This window comes from Emticicia sp. BO119 (assembly GCF_013912375.1).
Classification (GTDB): domain Bacteria; phylum Bacteroidota; class Bacteroidia; order Cytophagales; family Spirosomataceae; genus Emticicia.
In genome coordinates, this window is the sequence record NZ_JACETV010000002.1 from 45,164 (window position 1) to 61,710 (window position 16,547).

The following is a 16,547-nucleotide window of genomic DNA, read 5'->3' on the forward strand; positions in this document are numbered from 1 at the left end:
CTAATCTATAAATTCCTTTTTTCAACTGTGGAGAGAGAATTTACTCCCTTCTCCATAGTTGAGTGAGGATTGGGGATAGAGTTAATATCCTGGATTCTGTGTCATTTTAGGGAAAGAAAGGTCTATTTCTGATTGTGGAATCGGCCTTAGATTGTGCTTGTCAGTGATTGATTGTCCTTTTACCCATGGATTGTATTTTTTTATACGCTCAACCAGTTTGCCTGTTCTTTTTAAATCAAACCAACGACCATATTCACCCATTAATTCACGAGCTCTTTCATCTAAAATCATATCAATACTGATATTGGAAGCAGTTGCCCGATATGAAACAGCATCCAGCGACTTCTGGTCTTCAGGAGTGGCAGCCCGTTTCGGGTCTGAGCCCTGTTTAGCACCTAAAGCGCGGTCAAGTACCTTATTATAATAGTTTTCTGCGCTACTCAATTTCCCTCCTTTAGCTCCTTTTACAATAGCTTCGGCAGCTATAAGATAGGCCTCGGCAGATCTGAAAATAGCTTCATTGAATGTACCATATGCATCACCATAAGGAATACCCGGTTGCCAGAATTTCCACATCAATGGCGCTTGTACGTTCAAGCCGGAATTATCAATAGGATAACCTCCACCGTATTCGTAAGTGTTTACTACGGCATAGTTTTTAGTTCCTCCCAGATCAACCCCTCTTTCTGCTAAAGTGGTTGTCGGTTTATTCCAGGGGCGGTTAACTAAAACGGTGTCACCTACGGCAAAATTAATTTTGAGATTCGGGTTACTTTGCGGCAGCGGTTTATAATCTTTTACAGCTGAGAGCGCATAACCTATACTTACGAAATTATGGGCATAACGGGTGTCATTATCTGGGTCGAAAAGACGATATGTTGCTGTATTTATCTGGTGAATACCTAAACAACGGTTATAGTCACTGGTGCGTCCTTTACTACCGATAAAACCCTCTCCACTTGGGCCAAAACGAGAGTGTAGGTCGTTTCCTCCGGCTGCATCCTGTGTAAATGCAGGGTCTGTTTTATTAGTTAGTACATCACTATTATATTGAACTGCAAAAACAATTTCTGCATTTTTATCATTCTGTGCTCCCGTATATTGGGTTAACGGATTATCAGAGCGTTTTGGAAACAAATCTTTATAATTAGGGGCCAGAGGATAGGTGTCAATGATTTTATCAGCATATTGGAGCGCGGCATCAAAATCTGCATTTGAACCACCCAATGAATTGTTGAAGTTCCAACCTCTTGTCAGATAGACCCTTGCCAGTAAAAATTGTGCTGCTCCTTTTGTGATACGACCATAGTTTGAGGCAGTAACAGGTAATTTAGTTTCACACTCGAGTAAATCTGCAATAATCTGTTTGTAAACTTCAGCAGCAGGCACTCTTGGGAAATCTTTTTTAGGAGTTGTAATTTCAGCCAAAGGCATCGGAATATCACCCCAATGCTGAACCGCATAAAAGAAACACAAGGCTCTTAAAAATTTTGCTTCTGAGACTCTTGTATCTTTCAATGCTGCGGTCATTGTAGTAATGCCTTCAGAGCGGGTAATAGCAGTATTTGTTCGGGCGATTTCGGCATATAACATTTGCCAAAGGCTCTGGATTTCGGGCATAGTAGCATTAAAACGTGTATCATATACATCATACTGACTCGGCGGGGTTTCCTTACCATTTACTGCTGAGGGATTCCAGCCTCCTTGTGCAGAGAAGATGTCAGTACCATTCTGCACCAATGCTCTGTTTTGATGGATATTTCTTAATAATGGATAACAGGCTTTTACTAAATCTTCAAAACCGGCTTCTGTTTTATAATAAACATCGGTAGTGAGGGTACTCTTCGGATTTTCGTCAAGAAAAGAATCTTTACAACTCATCGAAACAAGTAATAAACCTGCGACAAGCAAAAATTTAGTTTTTGAATATATAACTTTCATTGTCTTTCGATTAAAATAGATTAGAAACTAAGGTTAACTCCCAGGCTGATGGTTATAGACGGAACATCATCCTGATAAATTGCTGAATTGAATTCTGGATCAAATCCAACAAATTTTGAGGTTATAACAGGATTAATTACCTGTGTATAAACCCTTGCATTGTAAAGTTTCCATTTGTCCATTAAACCTTTAGGAACGTTATATCCTAAAGTAATATCTGAAATCCGTAAGAAACTGGCATCCTGATAGTTAATGGCACTACGATATGGGTTTGGAGCTGCGACACCAAAGTAAGTATTTGAGGGGTTTTCACTTGTCCAATAGTCCAGTTCAGCTAATTTGTTGTAGCGTTGGGCAGTTATTTCTCCGAAAGTACCTGATAAAGTTCTGTTGTTGTATAAGGTACCATTTCTATAATAGGCAAAGAACGATAAATCAAAATTTTTGTATTTAAAACGGTTGGTCATACCCATAATAAAGTTAGGTAATTCAGAACCTAAATAGACTCTGTCGTCTTTTCCCTCAGTAGATGATATTACACCATCGTTATTCTGATCTACTACACGAACCGAACCGGGCACCTGGTTATATTTAGCAGCCAAATCCTTATCTGTTGTTTGCCAGATACCAGCAAACTCATAATCAAAATTAGCTCTGATAGGATATCCTACAAAAAGTTTATTTCCTTTATCGACCAATTGTCCATTGCCGTACAACTCAAGCAACTTATTGTTATTTTTGGTAAATGTCAGTGTTGTATTCCAGGTAAAATCATTAGTGGCAATATTGACTGTATTCAATAAAATTTCGATTCCTTTATTCTGGATTTTACCAACATTTGAGGTTACATCAGAAAAACCCGAGGTGGTCGGGATTTTCTGACTCAATATCAGATCTTCTGTTTTTCTATCATATAATTCTAAAGTTCCCGAAATACGATTACCGAATAATCCAAAGTCTAAACCAAAATTTAACTCTTTACTTCTTTCCCAACGCAAATCTTTATTGCCAAGGTTCGCCGGAGCAAATCCATAAGCAGCAGTACCGTCAAAGTCATAGCCTGTATTCAAAAGTCCTGCTTGTGTGCTGTATGGGTTCACGGTTGAGTTGCCCACTTCACCATAGCTGGCTCTCAGTTTCAGGTTTGAAAGAACTTTGACACGTTGCATAAATGATTCATCAATCAATCTCCAGGCTAAAGCAACTGAAGGGAAGAAAGCCCATTTATTACCTGCGGCCAATTGAGATGCTCCATCTGAACGACCTGTAACGGTTAGAAGGTATTTGTCCCGGAAAGTATAATTCAAACGACCCATGTAAGAAGAGAGTGAGCGCTCAATTAAAGAACTGCTATACGCTGTAACAGTTCCGGTATTGATAGCGAACCAGTCTGAATCATAGGGTAAATCTTTTACGGCAATGGAAGAAGCCTCATTGCGTTGATAGAAAGCACTTTGCAGACCAGTCAGATTAATTTTGTGCTGACCTAATTCTACGTTATAATTAATGATGTTATCAAGTGTATAACTTCCTACGATACGATTATCTAACTGGGTTCTTGGTTTTTGACCAATCTGAGATTTAGTCCATGTTCCTCTGAAATCTCCTAATTTTGTAGTACCATAAGTAGTAGACAAGGATGAACGAATACTTAAACCTTTAATTGGCGAATACTCAACATAAGCATTAGCCATAATATTAGAAACTGTAGTTTGAAGTTTCGACTGATTGGGGTCAACATCACTTAATGGGTTGGGTACTTGCTTGTCGTTAATACCCATCCAGAAAGCTGCACCATTAATATCAAAATCCTGATTTTCTGAAGGATTTGGTAAATCTTTAAAATAGGCAACTCCGGTAGGCCTTGCCCGGTAAGCCCCTCTTAGAGACTCCTGAGAGCCTAAATTCTGAATAGAATAAGTAGCATAAGAAGTAAAACCTACTTTAAAATGCTCGCCTAATTTGCTGTCAAGCCCAGCATTAAGGTTATATCTCTTAAAGTTGGTGCTCAATACATTGCCATCTTCATTCAGAAATCCACCTGAAAAACGGTAAGTGGTTTTTTCATTACCACCTGATATACTTAGCGTATGATTAGTCTGCACACCAGGGTCAGTGATTAAGTCAACCCAGTCGGTTGTGTGGCCATTTTTAATATTATCTAATTCTATGGTAGTAAACTTAGCTTCAGTTGCTCCTTCTAAAATCCGATCGGTGTAAGTAGCTTTATAAAATTGCTCACTATTCATCAATTTGGGTAAGTGAGCCGGAATTTTCACACCTACATAACTATCATAATTCACTCTTGGCTTACCAGATAACCCCTTTTTAGTAGTAATTATAATTACACCGTTAGCCCCTCTTGCACCATAGATAGCGGTTGAAGAGGCATCTTTAAGCACATCCATAGATTGTATATCGTTGGGATTCAAATTATTAATATCTCCTCCCATTAGTCCATCAATCACAACGAGGGGTGCTGTCGAGTTATTAATGGTGTTTTCACCTCGGATAGTTATGTTATAGGAGCTTCCCGGGCGATTATCTGCCTTTGTAACTGTTGCTCCGGCTACTTGCCCCTGTAAAGCTTTTGATGCTAAAACGGGATTAGCTCTTACGATATCTTTAGTTTGCATAGAAGCAACCGCTCCTGTCAGATCACTTTTTTTCTGTTCTCCATAACCAATCACTACTACTTCGTCAAGGGCTTTATCATCAGGCATGAGCTTTACATCAATCATGGTCTTATTACCCACTACAATTTCCTGTGTAATATAACCTACATAGCTAAAAACCAATATTGTAGATTCATTGGGTACATCTAAACGAAACACCCCTTCAATATCGGTAGTTACTCCTTTGTTAGTTCCTTTCATTACTACACTTACGCCTGGAATTCCGTCTCCTTTTTCATCGGAAACTTTTCCTGAAATAATCTTTAATGGTTTTTCTTCCTCAATTGTATTGCCAGGCAGTATCAGTTTCGGCTCATCTACAAAGCCAACGGCTTCTTTATAAAGTAATATCTGTTTACCATTTACCTCATAAGAGATTTGCAGAGGCTTACAGATTTTTTCTAAAACGGTTTTTAGTGTCTCGTTCTTGGCTTCAAAAGAAACTTTCTGGCCGATGTTTATTTCTCTCGGATTGTAGACAAATTTTACTTTTACATTATGCTCAATGAAATTGAGCATGGACTTCAGATTATCGTTAGAAGCCTTGACACTAATTCTCTGTTCAAGAACCTCTTGACCGATAGCAGAGTGGGCATAAGAAATGCCCAGACCAATCAAGCTTAATAATAATTGTATAAAGGAAACCCTCATAAGTTTCTTTAATAATAGGGGGGAGAAAAACTCTTTCATCAGATTGAGATAAAATTTAGGGTTAATATGTTTTTTATCAAAGAATAAATAGGAATATTTTATTTTTCCATTTGCAAAAAGCAATAGGACGCTACCCACTAAGCATACTTAGTGATACGGAAAGAGAGCGATCTGGCAAGAATTTAAAAGTCTTTTTTGAAGGGTTACTAAGGTATAGAGTTCCATCCATAGGAAATTGTGGTTTTAACTATGGATGGCAGAGATAGGATGCAGATACTTGTTTTTATTAAAGTTTTTTTTGAAATAATGCAAAAAAATGTTTTTCAGCAGCCATTACTATGTATAACTATCTGAGCATCAACCATTTCGTAAGTTGAATGAGTGATTTTGCAAATCAGATTTAATTTTTCATACAATGACTCATCAGAGAAAGAGGCTGTCAGATAACAGTTCTCCATATTTTTTTCGTCGTAGATAATATGGATACCATAAGAGTTTTCGAGTTGCTCAAAAACTTTGGCAATAGGAGCTTCGTCAAATACAAAGTTTTTGGGAGATTCAGAACTCAATATTTCTGGATGTTTATTAATTGATTTAAGCAGGCGGGCCTCGGTAATGGAATAGTCAATAACCTGGTTGGGTGTCAGGATAATACCAGCCAGTTCATTCTTCTTCTGAAGTTTAGCCTTTTCAAGATCTTCTCGGCTATATACTGAAACTTTTCCTGAGTGTACCTCAACTTTTACATTCTTGTCGTTATCGAATGCTTTTACCATGAAACTGGTTCCTAAAACCTGAGTGGAAATATAATTAGTATAAACCCAGAAAGGCTGTTTAGGGTTTTTAGTAATCTCAAAAAAAGCCTGACCAGCCAGGTAAACTTCTCTTGCTTGTTCGGAGAACTGCTTAGGATAGCGAATTCTGCTTTTCGGATAAAGCGTAACAATACTCCCGTCTTCAAGAGTTATCTTTTTGGCCTCAGATGCCTGATTTTCAGTTTCAAAATAATTGTTGGTCAGGCTTGGATTGATTTTTTCAAGAAAAGCTGTTTTCTGAGTGTCAGCATAATATCTTAGACCAAAGAATGCGATGCTTGAAATAATAGCAATTGAAGCGGCAATTCTGAATACCTGCGTTTTCCAGAACGGAATTTTGACGCCGTTTTCTTTAATAATACTGGCTGTAATTATATCTAATTCATCGTCGTCTAATGCTATCTCTTTCTCATGGAGAGTCAACAAAAAAGCCTTGGCCGAATTGATGCTCTCAACACAGTCAGGGTTTTGGGCTATCCAATTTGTCCAGAATAATTCGCTTTTGTTGTCTGGATTGAAAACCCATTGCCGGAAGGAATCATCCCGACTAAAGTCTTCAAAGCTATAGTTACGATAATCTAAGTTCATCAGCTAAAAGAAAGTAATATGTATAAGATGTCAGTAACTGGTTTAAAATACTGCTTTCAGAAAATATTTTTTTACAAAATAAAATTCAACAGAAACAAATAGTGTATGAAAAGACCTAACCAACTTTCTCGTATGGTCTGGAAACCTACCTGTAAAAGATTAGAAACCGATTGAGCATTGATACCCATAATCTGGGCAATTTCGTCTCGTTCCAGGTTTTGGTAATACTTCAAATAAATTGCCTCCCTTTGTCTTTTCGGTAATGAATTAAGTAATGCGGCTATTTTTTTTATGGTTTCCTGTGTATTTTCCTGTTCGATAACCTGGAGTTCAGGAGAAAGCTCTGCAAAATTCAAATCATTTTCGATGTTGATTATTTCGCTTTCCTGATTGATTTTCTGACGAACGCTTTCACGCAATATTTTTTTCCTGACAGAGCTTAATAGGTATGCTTTTACACTCTCGGGTTGGGCAATGGTATTTCTACGGCTCCAGATTTCCACAAAAACTTCCTGTACGCAATCCTTTACAAAATCTTCGTTCTTGATAAATTTATAACCATAGTTTTGTAAAGTATTAAAATATTTTCTTAGTAGTTTTCCCAAAGCCAATTCGCTACCATTCTTCAACTGTTGCCAAAGTTGAGAGTCGGTTGACGCATTTATATGTACTCCTTGCGAACTCATTGATACTTCACATTACAGTTTGAAACAAAAGGGGTTACAAATAAACTACATTTTTAGAATAATTGATTACCTCTTTATTAAAATGTAGCTAATGTCACTAAATACGAAGACAAATTAAATATTTCAAGAAGAATTGCCATTTGTAGCCAAAAGAAATAAGTTTAAACAGGTTCTATCTATAAAATATTCATTTGAAGGTATTTTTTATGCTTTTTCTATTGTAAATATTACGAAAAAGTAAAATATCGATAAAGTATTTGTAGTAAATCGTTCTAAACTTCAATTTTATGTTCTTAAGGTACTTATCTCTCTAATAGTTTTAGGGTTTATTTATTCTTTGATAGAATCTGATTACAAGTAATCAAAGTAAATACTTTTGAAAAGAATAAGGGTTTTGACCCAATAGGATTAATTTCTAACGTTTCTGGAAAACTACTTTGCCATTAACAATAGTGCTTCTAATGTTAAAATCATTATCAAAAATCACTAAATCAGCATCAAAGCTTTTTTCTATTTTCCCTTTTGAGTTTTGTACTTTCATTATTCTGGCTGGTGTAGCTGTGAGCATTTTTACTGCCTCTAAAATGGATATACCTACATTTTTAACAAGATTTTTTAAAAGCTTGTCGGCGGTAGCTACACTTCCAGCAAAGGATTGTCTGTCTGGTAACTTAGCTACCTCGTCTTCTACTATTACATCAAGCCCATCTTCAAGACTTCCCAATTTGCTTGTAGTTGCATTCGTTCCGGCTGCACGCATGGCATCGGTAATAAGTGCCATACGGTCTGAACCTTTAATTTTATAGACTAATTGAAGCAGTTCGACAGGTAGGTGTTTTAAATCGGCAATTACCTCCACATCCATATCATCTAATAAGAAGGCACTTTCAACCGTACCCGCATAGCGAAAGCCCTCTTTTCTGATTACGCCCACCATTCCTGAATACAGGTGTGTCATTAATGAATAGCCAACTTCCTGTGCTTTTATTACATCAGCATATAATGCTTCTGTATGGGCTATTGAAGCAATAATATTGTTTTTATGCAGCACCTTACCAAACTCAACAGCACCGGGTAGTTCAGGTGCAGCACTCCAACGGGTAATAAACGGAAACCTGTTAAGAATTTCATTGTATTCGTCGGCATCAGGTAAGCGGATATATTTAGGGTCTTGTGCCCCTCGCTGGCTCATAGCAAAATAAGGACCTTCAATATGAACACCTAAGAAACCGGCTCCTTTGTATTGGGTCTTTGTCGTTAATTCATAAGTTTCAAGTGTTTTTATGAGATTCCCTTTGGTAGAGGTAAGTGTAGTGGGCACCATTGCCGTAGTACCATGCTGGGCATGGGTAATAGCAATTTGCTGAAATGCTTCTATGGTATTATCCATAAAATCATAACTTCCTCCGCCATGCAAATGAATGTCAATGAAACCAGGCGACACAAAATTTCCGCAGGCATCAATAATCTGAGCCTCTTCAATCTCAATGGGTTGAGTAAATACCCTATCAATTTTTCCGTTTTTCACTACAATAGTAGTATTTTGCAGGATTTCATGAGGGGTAATTACCCTACCATTTACTATTTTGGTTAGTCTCATAACTGACTTGCTGAATCATTATCTAAATACAATTCACAATCAGGATGATTCTGAAGGATACTTGCCGGAAACATAGGGCTTATTTTTTGCTTTAGCGTGTTCTTAACAGCTCCTGCCTTCCTTAAATCAGGCACAGAGCAAACAATACTTTTTGATAACATGATTTGTTTGATAGACATACTAATAGCCTTTTGTGGCACTTCGGCGAGACTATTAAACCAACCCTCATCAAGTTGTTGTTGTCGGCAGGCCAGGTCTAAATCAACCACAATATAGGCATGCGCAGTTTCAAAATCGGCAGGTGGGTCATTGAAAGCCAGATGACCGTTTTCTCCTATGCCTACCAGAGCCACATCAATCGGATGCTGGCTGATTTTTTCGCTGAGCCGCTTTAGCTCTTCAGTAATATCTCCCTCACCATTTATCAGTGTATAACTCATTAATGCAGGCACCTGATTAATAAACCGCTCTCTCAAGTATTTTCTGAAGCTTGCCTGATGGCTTTCTGAAAGCCCGATGTATTCATCAAGATGAAACATATTTACTTTTGACCAGTCGATAGCATTATCATTCAACAAATTTAAAAGTGTCTGAAACTGACTACTTCCTGTTGCTAAAATGATATTGGCCTGTCCGTTTTCAGCAATTGTTTTCCTGATTTTTTCTGCGGCACTTTTCCCTGCTTTCTCTCCTAATTCCCTATTGTTTTCGCTAACTATTATCTCCATTGCTGATTAATTGTATTTTCTGATTCCGGTATTTCCTCCTTTTGACATCGTGATGTCCATTGACTCGTTTGTTTTCCAGTTACCTCTTGTAAAATCAGGCACATCAATAGATTTCGACCTGTTCTTGACAGAAGCTTCACTCAAAGGAGCAACCGCACTCCAAAGTGCGGCATCATATACATCCTGATCGAGCGGAATACCATTGCGTAAGCAATCTATCATGCGCCAGTCCATCATAAAATCCATACCGCCGTGGCCGCCCACCTGCTTTGCCATTTCGCCTATTTTTTTTACAATAGGTGGTGTAAACTCTTCCTGTAATTTGGCTAATTCGGCTTCTTTTAACCATTCGTGGTGATGGTCGGAGATTCTGCCCGGTTCAGGGTATTTTTGAGCAATCCCATTGGTGCCACTCACCAGATGGATACGAGAGTATGGACGTGGAGTAGACACATCATGCTGAATCATAATGGTTTTCCCTTTCAGTGTCCTGATTGTGGTTACATTCAGATTTCCTCTGAATTTCTTATCTACAAATTGTTGATAATAGTTGTCTTTCTTGGCGTTTTCTACTGCAATATCGTGTAAAGTAAAATCATTTGAAGAGGTAGAAACCAGATAGTCCATTCTATCGCCCCGATTCAGGTTCAATACCTGGCTCACCGGGCCAAGGCCATGCGTTGGATACAAACTGCCGTTGCGCAGGTTTTGTTTCAATCGCCAGTTATCTGAATATTTCCCATCAGTCATCAGACTATCTCTCAAATCATGCAGATATGCCCCTTCAACATGTATAACCTCTCCAAAATAACCCTGACGAGCCATATTGAGTGTCAGTAATTCAAAGAAATCATAGCAGGTATTTTCAAGCATCATGCAATGCTTTTTGGTTGATTCGGATGTCTCAACCAATTGCCAGCATTCTTCCAGCGTTACAGCGGCGGGTACTTCTATTGCTACATGCTTGCCTTGTTTCATTGCATAAACAGCCATTGGTGTATGCAGATGCCACGGGGTAGCGATATAAATCAAGTCAATATCAGGTCTTTCACACATTTTTTTCCAGGAATCCTCATTTTCATAATATAGGTCAACTTTTATCCCCATTTTTTCAAGCTTGTCTGCCGATTCACGGGCTTTCACTTCACGTTTGTCGCAGATGGCTTTCGTTTCTACTCCCTCAACCCGGTTAACTCTGATTACTGAGCCACTACCTCTGTTTCCAACACCGATAAAACCAATTCTTACGGTTTCAAGCTTAGGGGCTGCATAGCCTGACATATTAAAGGCTGCCTTCTTTTTATCCTTATTTGCATCTGAAGCACTTGTATCCCAGTTAGTTGCTAATGTAAGGGCTGAAGCGCCACCTATCTTCAAAAAATCTCTTCTGTTATTTTTCATCTGTTTAATAGTTCGGCTTATTTAAGAAGCTCGTTATATTTGTTGTAAATAGAGGTCTACTTATTTTTCAATGTCCAATGTTTAAGGTTATATCCATAAAATGTATAGAAAATCAGATATGAAAAACAGGGGATTAATATCCAGTAAGCGGTTTGCGGATTAGAAATATCAGCGAAGTATCCGTAAATCAAAGGCATGATGGCGTTTCCACTTAATCCCATAATCATAAGTGAAGAACCGATTTTTGTCAGATTCCCTAAGCCTTTGATAGCTAAAGGCCATATGCCTGCCCAGATAAGCGAGTTTGCTAAACCTAACAACACAATAAACCAGATTGAGATGTCGGTTGAAACGCCCAGAAATTCTACTTTTCCATTTGCAAGAATGATTGAAATGCTGAATAGCAAGCCTAAAATGGTACAGATTTTCAGGGTAGTATGTTGGTTCACAAATTTAGGAATCAGAATAATGCCTGTGATATAGCCTGTAATTGTCATGGTGAGTACATAGGAAGGGAAAACCTTGGCTGCATTCAGCGAAAGACCCTGAAAAACACCATAATTGATAATGGTATCTACTGCAATCACCTGTGTACCCACATGGAAAAATATGGCGATAGCGCCCAGTATCAGGCTTGGGTGTGATAAAATAGACTTGTTGCCTGTCTGCTCTTCTTTTTCATGCTCAATTTCAGGCAGCGAAGAAAAATAGATTAAAGTACCTAATACAAATAAGGCGAAGGCTATTGCTCCATAAGGCAATATGACTCTATCTAATAATTGACTTAACAATTCTTGTCTTACAACCTGATTTTCAGCACTCAGATTTTCAATTATCTTAATATCCGTAGGTTTAAGAATAATAAAGGAGAGAATGAGTGGGGCTATAATACCCGCACCTTTATTACAGATACCCATTATGCTGATGCGCTGCGCAGCACTTTCGAGAGGGCCGATAATGGTAATGTAAGGATTGGATGCCGTTTGCAGAATAGATAAACCAGTACCCAGCGTAAACAAGCCGGTAAGAAAAAGGCCATAACTTTTGAGCATGGCAGCCGGAATAAAAACTAAAGCGCCAAGTGCCATTACCCAAAGTCCGGTAACGATACTTCGTTTATAACCGAATTTATTCAATAATATAGATGATGGCAACGAAATAATCAGGTAAGAGATATAGAACGCAAAAGCTACCAGATAGGCTTTAAAACTGGTGAGCTGGAACGCAATTTTGAAGTAAGGAATCAGGATTGCATTTGACCATGAGATAAATCCAAAGATAAAAAATAATGTCGCCAGAATAACAACAGAGGTAACATACGATTTTTTCGATGACATTACGGCTTTGAATTTTAGGGTTGAATGGTTATTCTTATCTCTATACTGCTTTTATCTGATTGAAGGCTATTCTTAACTCAGGCGCAGTAATTCAACTATTGAGCTATCAATATTTCTTCATGATTTTTATCAATGGCTTGGCTATTAATTCATAACCTGCGTCGGATGGATGCAAACCATCGTAAGTTTTGGCAATAGATTCTACCGGATAAGGATATTCATCAGTTTCAGGGTTGAAAGGAATATTGATGAAGTCAGGGAAAGTATAATTAACATATTTACCTGTTTGCGGGTCTTTCAGGCGTTTGAATTTAACCAGATGCTCCATTTCCAGGCCTTTGGTATGGTATAGGTCAACTACCGGAAATTTTTCAAATTTACCAATAGAATCAATGGCGTAAGCAAATGATTCAAGTGTTTGCCCACTCTTATTAGGTTTATATGAGCCATAAGCATTGTTCTTATGATTGGCTATATACACAAAATCTACCCGCTGCATAGGGGTAATCAGAATAATCGGCGCTTCCGGATTAAGACTTTTCAATTTATCTACAATGATTCTGAAAGAGCCATAGACTGTATTATTGCCCGTGTTGTTTTTATAATCAGTCAATTGGCCCAATGGTCGTCCTTGCCACCAGTCATTAGTTCCTAGAAAAATAGAGTACACATCTGCTTTGGTTAATCCTAATTTTTCAATGCCATTAGCAATTCCTCCCGATGTCCAGCCATTATGTCCTTGATTAATGTATTTGATGTTTGGAAGTTTCTCGGTAACCATTGTCATATAACCTCTGATCACACGATCTCCGGTTTCTTTTTGGTGGTCGTTCAGATAAGTGATAGAGTCGCCGATAGCAACCCATGAAAGTTCTTTGAAGGTAAACGAACTGATCAATGCTATCAGCACGATAAGAGCGGAGAGTTTTTTCATAGTTGAATGTTCAAGGTTGAGTAAAGATAAATACTTTTTTTATTGTTTGATATGCGTTGATGCTTTTTAAGCTACAATCCTTTCTCTAAATCTAAAGTATTAAGAACTCTACAATATTTTTGCTTAATTTGAGATGAAATTCAACCATATATTTAATACGAACAAAACCTACAATACACACGAATGAAAAAAATAGTATTAATCGCTTGTTGCCTGTTTACACAAATAGTATTGGCACAAGATGTAAGCCTTGCCCTGCAAAAAAAGCCAGATACGAATCCTGCGCAACTGGCTACGCAATGGAGCAAGGTTTCTACCACAACCAATGTGAGTTTTGCCAATAGAAGCAAACGCTTTGCTCAGGAATTACCGCCCGAAATTAAACAGAATGATACCTGGAATGCCGGCGCATGGAAAGGAGAAAAAGTACATACCCAAATATTGCTATGGAGTAAAAAGGATTTGAGCAATGTAACAGTGAATGTAAGTGATTTAAAAAATACCAAAGGAGACCTGATAAAAAAGGAGAATATCAGTACAGGTTTTTTGCAATATGTGATGACCGACGAGTTCAGAAACGGATGTGGCTACCGGAAACCACAGGATTTTGATTCATCGAAAGTAGCAGATATTATTAATGTCGATATAAAAAGCATGCAGGTACAAAAGAACACAACGCAGCCTGTATGGGTGAGTGTGAAAGTGCCTTCTCATACAAGTCCCGGACTTTATTTTGGTACTGTTGTAATTAATGCAGATAAGAAATATACTTTGAAGGTAGCTCTGAAAGTAGTGGATAAAATTTTACCTCCACCATCTGAATGGGCGTATAGATTGGATTTCTGGCAACACCCATTTGCCATAGCTCGTGTACATAAATTAGAGCCATGGAGCGACGCACACTTTGCCATGATGCGAAAATACTATACAATGCTTGCAGATGCGGGACAGAAAATCGTAACCACCAGTATTGTAAATGAGCCCTGGGGACACCAGACGTATGACGATTTTCCAAGCCTGATTAAATGGACAAAGAAAAAAGATGGTTCATGGACTTATGACTATTCGTTATTTGATAAATACGTGGACTTTGTGATGAGTTGCGGTATTAACAAGCAAATCAATTGCTATAGTATGGTTCCTTGGAAAATTGCTTTTACTTATAATGATGAAGCCGCAGGAAGAGAGGCCGTTTTCACCCAAGCCATCGGCACACCGGCTTACAATGAATTCTGGACACCTATGCTTACAGATTTTACCAGACATTTAAGGGATAAAGGTTGGTTTGGTATCACAACCATTGCAATGGACGAGCGCCCGATGCCTGCCATGCAGTCAGTTATTAAATTGCTGAAAACCATTGACCCTAACTGGAAAGTGTCTTTAGCCGGAGATTATCATGCTGAAATTGAAAATGATATTTTTGACTATTGTGTAGCATCAAGATGGAAATACCCGGAAGATGTTTTACAGAAACGTAAGCAACAAAATAAGTTAAGTACCTGGTACACCTGTTGCGCCGAGAAATATCCGAATGCCTTTACATTCTCTCCACCGGATGAAATGGTTTGGATGGGTTGGTACACAGCCGCAACCGGAATGGATGGTTATCTCCGCTGGGCATATAATAGCTGGCCAAAATCACCATCGACGGACAGTCGCTTTACAGCCTGGCCCGCCGGAGATACTTATCAGGTATATCCGGGTGCATTATCATCTATGCGTTTTGAGAAAATTATTGAGGGAATACAGGATTTTGAGAAGATACGAATCTTACGCAAAGAGTATCAAAGCAAACAACAAACAACCCAGCTAAACAAACTGGAGGCAACCTTAAAAACTTTTGAAATCAAAGACTTAGCCTCAGAAACCGCAGAAGAGACTGTAGCGAAGGCGAAGGGGCTTTTGAATGAGATTAATTAATATGCTAACTTCTGTCTTGAACTGTGATTTAACTGATTTGATGATTGCACTGATTGTTAATAATATTTAATTTATCATTTTAATAATCAGCTAAATCATCAAATCAGTTAAATCACAGTTCGAGACAATCATTCACTCATTATGAAACTCACCTATTGTCTTTATTTTTTCCTGATGCTGATTGCCACTTCATCGATGGCTCAACAAATGAAGTGGTGGAATCCTGCAGATGCTACTTTCCCTGTCATTGAGGGAAGGGCCTGGCAGACTGATTTGGTAAGACCTTATGACCGATTGCCTGCCAAAGCCGAAAAGACTGTTCGACAGGCAGTATGGTCTTTAGGGCAAAATACAGCAGGGGAATATATCAAATTTACTACCGATGCTACTGAATTGACAGTTCGTTACCAGATTTCAAAAGCTAAAAGCATGGATCATATGCCAGCCACAGGCGTGAGTGGGGTTGATTTATATGCTTTAGATGCCAATAATAACTGGCAATGGATACGTGGCGCTTATAACTTTGGAGATACAGTACAATATAAATTCACGAATATGATAAGTGGGGTACCGATTAAAGAATACAGACTGTATTTGCCCTTATATAATATGCCGAAATGGATGCAGATAGGCACACCTAAAGACAAGAACTTTACGCCTTTACAAGTGAGTAACCAGCAACCATTGGTTTTATATGGTACTTCTATCATGCAGGGTGCTTGCGCCAGCAGACCAGGCCTTGCCTGGACAAATATTTTAGGTAGAAAACTCAATGTACCTATCATTAATTTAGGTTTTTCAGGAAATGGGCGATTGGAGCAACCTGTTATTGACCTGCTGAATGAAACCAATGCCAAACTTTTTGTATTAGATTGTCAACCGAATCTGGTTGATAAAAAGGTATATCCGGGAGCAGATATAGAAAACCGTATCCGTACCTCAGTCAAAAGCCTGCAAAGCAAACACCCTGATGTGCCAATTTTATTGGTTGAGCATTGTTGTGGAGTGCCTGCGGTAGGGGTAGATACTACTTTCTTTAATAGATATACCTGGAGTAGCGAAGTGATGAACAAGACGTATGCCGCCATGAAAAAAGAGGGAGTGAAAAATATCCATCTGCTCACTGGCGCAGATATAGGTTTTGATTCTGCCTCAACCGTAGATGGCACTCACCCAACTGACATAGGCATGATGAAGTATGCCGATGCTTATGAGAAGGCGATTGGGAGGATTTTGGGGAAGAAAGGGGGGAGGAAGAAGTAGCCCAA

At 38.5% G+C, this 16,547-nt stretch carries 11 protein-coding genes; 2 read left to right on the forward strand and 9 right to left on the reverse strand.

All coding sequences use genetic code 11. The features are described from left to right. Positions 1 to 81 precede the first annotated feature (81 nt). The 9 genes from H1R81_RS07235 to H1R81_RS07275 all read right to left on the reverse strand — a co-directional run bounded on the left by H1R81_RS07235 (position 82) and on the right by H1R81_RS07275 (position 13,356). Positions 82 to 1,941, reverse strand: a complete 1,860-nt coding sequence (locus H1R81_RS07235; RefSeq protein WP_181840040.1) for a RagB/SusD family nutrient uptake outer membrane protein — start codon at positions 1,939 to 1,941, stop codon at positions 82 to 84. Between the two features lie 20 nt (positions 1,942 to 1,961). Continuing rightward, positions 1,962 to 5,306 (reverse strand): TonB-dependent receptor, encoded by a 3,345-nt coding sequence (locus H1R81_RS07240; RefSeq protein ID WP_229251077.1) that lies wholly within the window; start codon positions 5,304 to 5,306, stop codon positions 1,962 to 1,964. Between the two features lie 284 nt (positions 5,307 to 5,590). Beyond that, entirely contained in the window at positions 5,591 to 6,670 is a 1,080-nt protein-coding gene (locus H1R81_RS07245) for a FecR family protein (protein WP_181840041.1), read from the reverse strand. A gap of 71 nt (positions 6,671 to 6,741) precedes the next feature. Beyond that, the gene (locus H1R81_RS07250; protein WP_181840042.1) at positions 6,742 to 7,356 is read right to left on the reverse strand and encodes an RNA polymerase sigma factor; all 615 of its coding nucleotides are present in this window, start codon (positions 7,354 to 7,356) and stop codon (positions 6,742 to 6,744) included. Positions 7,357 to 7,771: 415 nt separating this feature from the next. Then, positions 7,772 to 8,956: an N-acetylglucosamine-6-phosphate deacetylase gene (gene nagA, locus H1R81_RS07255; RefSeq protein WP_181840043.1), complete on the reverse strand. Its 1,185-nt coding sequence runs from the start codon at positions 8,954 to 8,956 to the stop codon at positions 7,772 to 7,774. Then, complete coding sequence (locus H1R81_RS07260) at positions 8,953 to 9,684, reverse strand: glucosamine-6-phosphate deaminase (RefSeq protein ID WP_181840044.1); 732 nt, start codon at positions 9,682 to 9,684, stop codon at positions 8,953 to 8,955. The genes nagA and H1R81_RS07260 overlap by 4 nt, the downstream gene beginning before the upstream one ends. Positions 9,685 to 9,690: 6 nt before the next feature. Further along, a complete protein-coding gene (locus H1R81_RS07265; protein WP_181840045.1) occupies positions 9,691 to 11,085 on the reverse strand; it encodes a Gfo/Idh/MocA family protein in 1,395 nt (464 codons plus the stop codon). A 56-nt stretch (positions 11,086 to 11,141) separates the two neighbouring features. Continuing rightward, positions 11,142 to 12,422: a sugar MFS transporter gene (locus H1R81_RS07270; protein ID WP_181840046.1), complete on the reverse strand. Its 1,281-nt coding sequence runs from the start codon at positions 12,420 to 12,422 to the stop codon at positions 11,142 to 11,144. Positions 12,423 to 12,528: 106 nt separating this feature from the next. Beyond that, positions 12,529 to 13,356 (reverse strand): SGNH/GDSL hydrolase family protein, encoded by an 828-nt coding sequence (locus tag H1R81_RS07275; RefSeq protein WP_181840047.1) that lies wholly within the window; start codon positions 13,354 to 13,356, stop codon positions 12,529 to 12,531. A gap of 183 nt (positions 13,357 to 13,539) precedes the next feature. On the opposite strand from H1R81_RS07275, the gene H1R81_RS07280 reads away from it, so the two are divergent. Then, positions 13,540 to 15,279: a DUF4091 domain-containing protein gene (locus H1R81_RS07280; RefSeq protein ID WP_181840048.1), complete on the forward strand. Its 1,740-nt coding sequence runs from the start codon at positions 13,540 to 13,542 to the stop codon at positions 15,277 to 15,279. A gap of 141 nt (positions 15,280 to 15,420) precedes the next feature. Further along, complete coding sequence (locus tag H1R81_RS07285; RefSeq protein WP_181840049.1) at positions 15,421 to 16,542, forward strand: SGNH/GDSL hydrolase family protein; 1,122 nt, start codon at positions 15,421 to 15,423, stop codon at positions 16,540 to 16,542. Positions 16,543 to 16,547 lie beyond the last annotated feature (5 nt).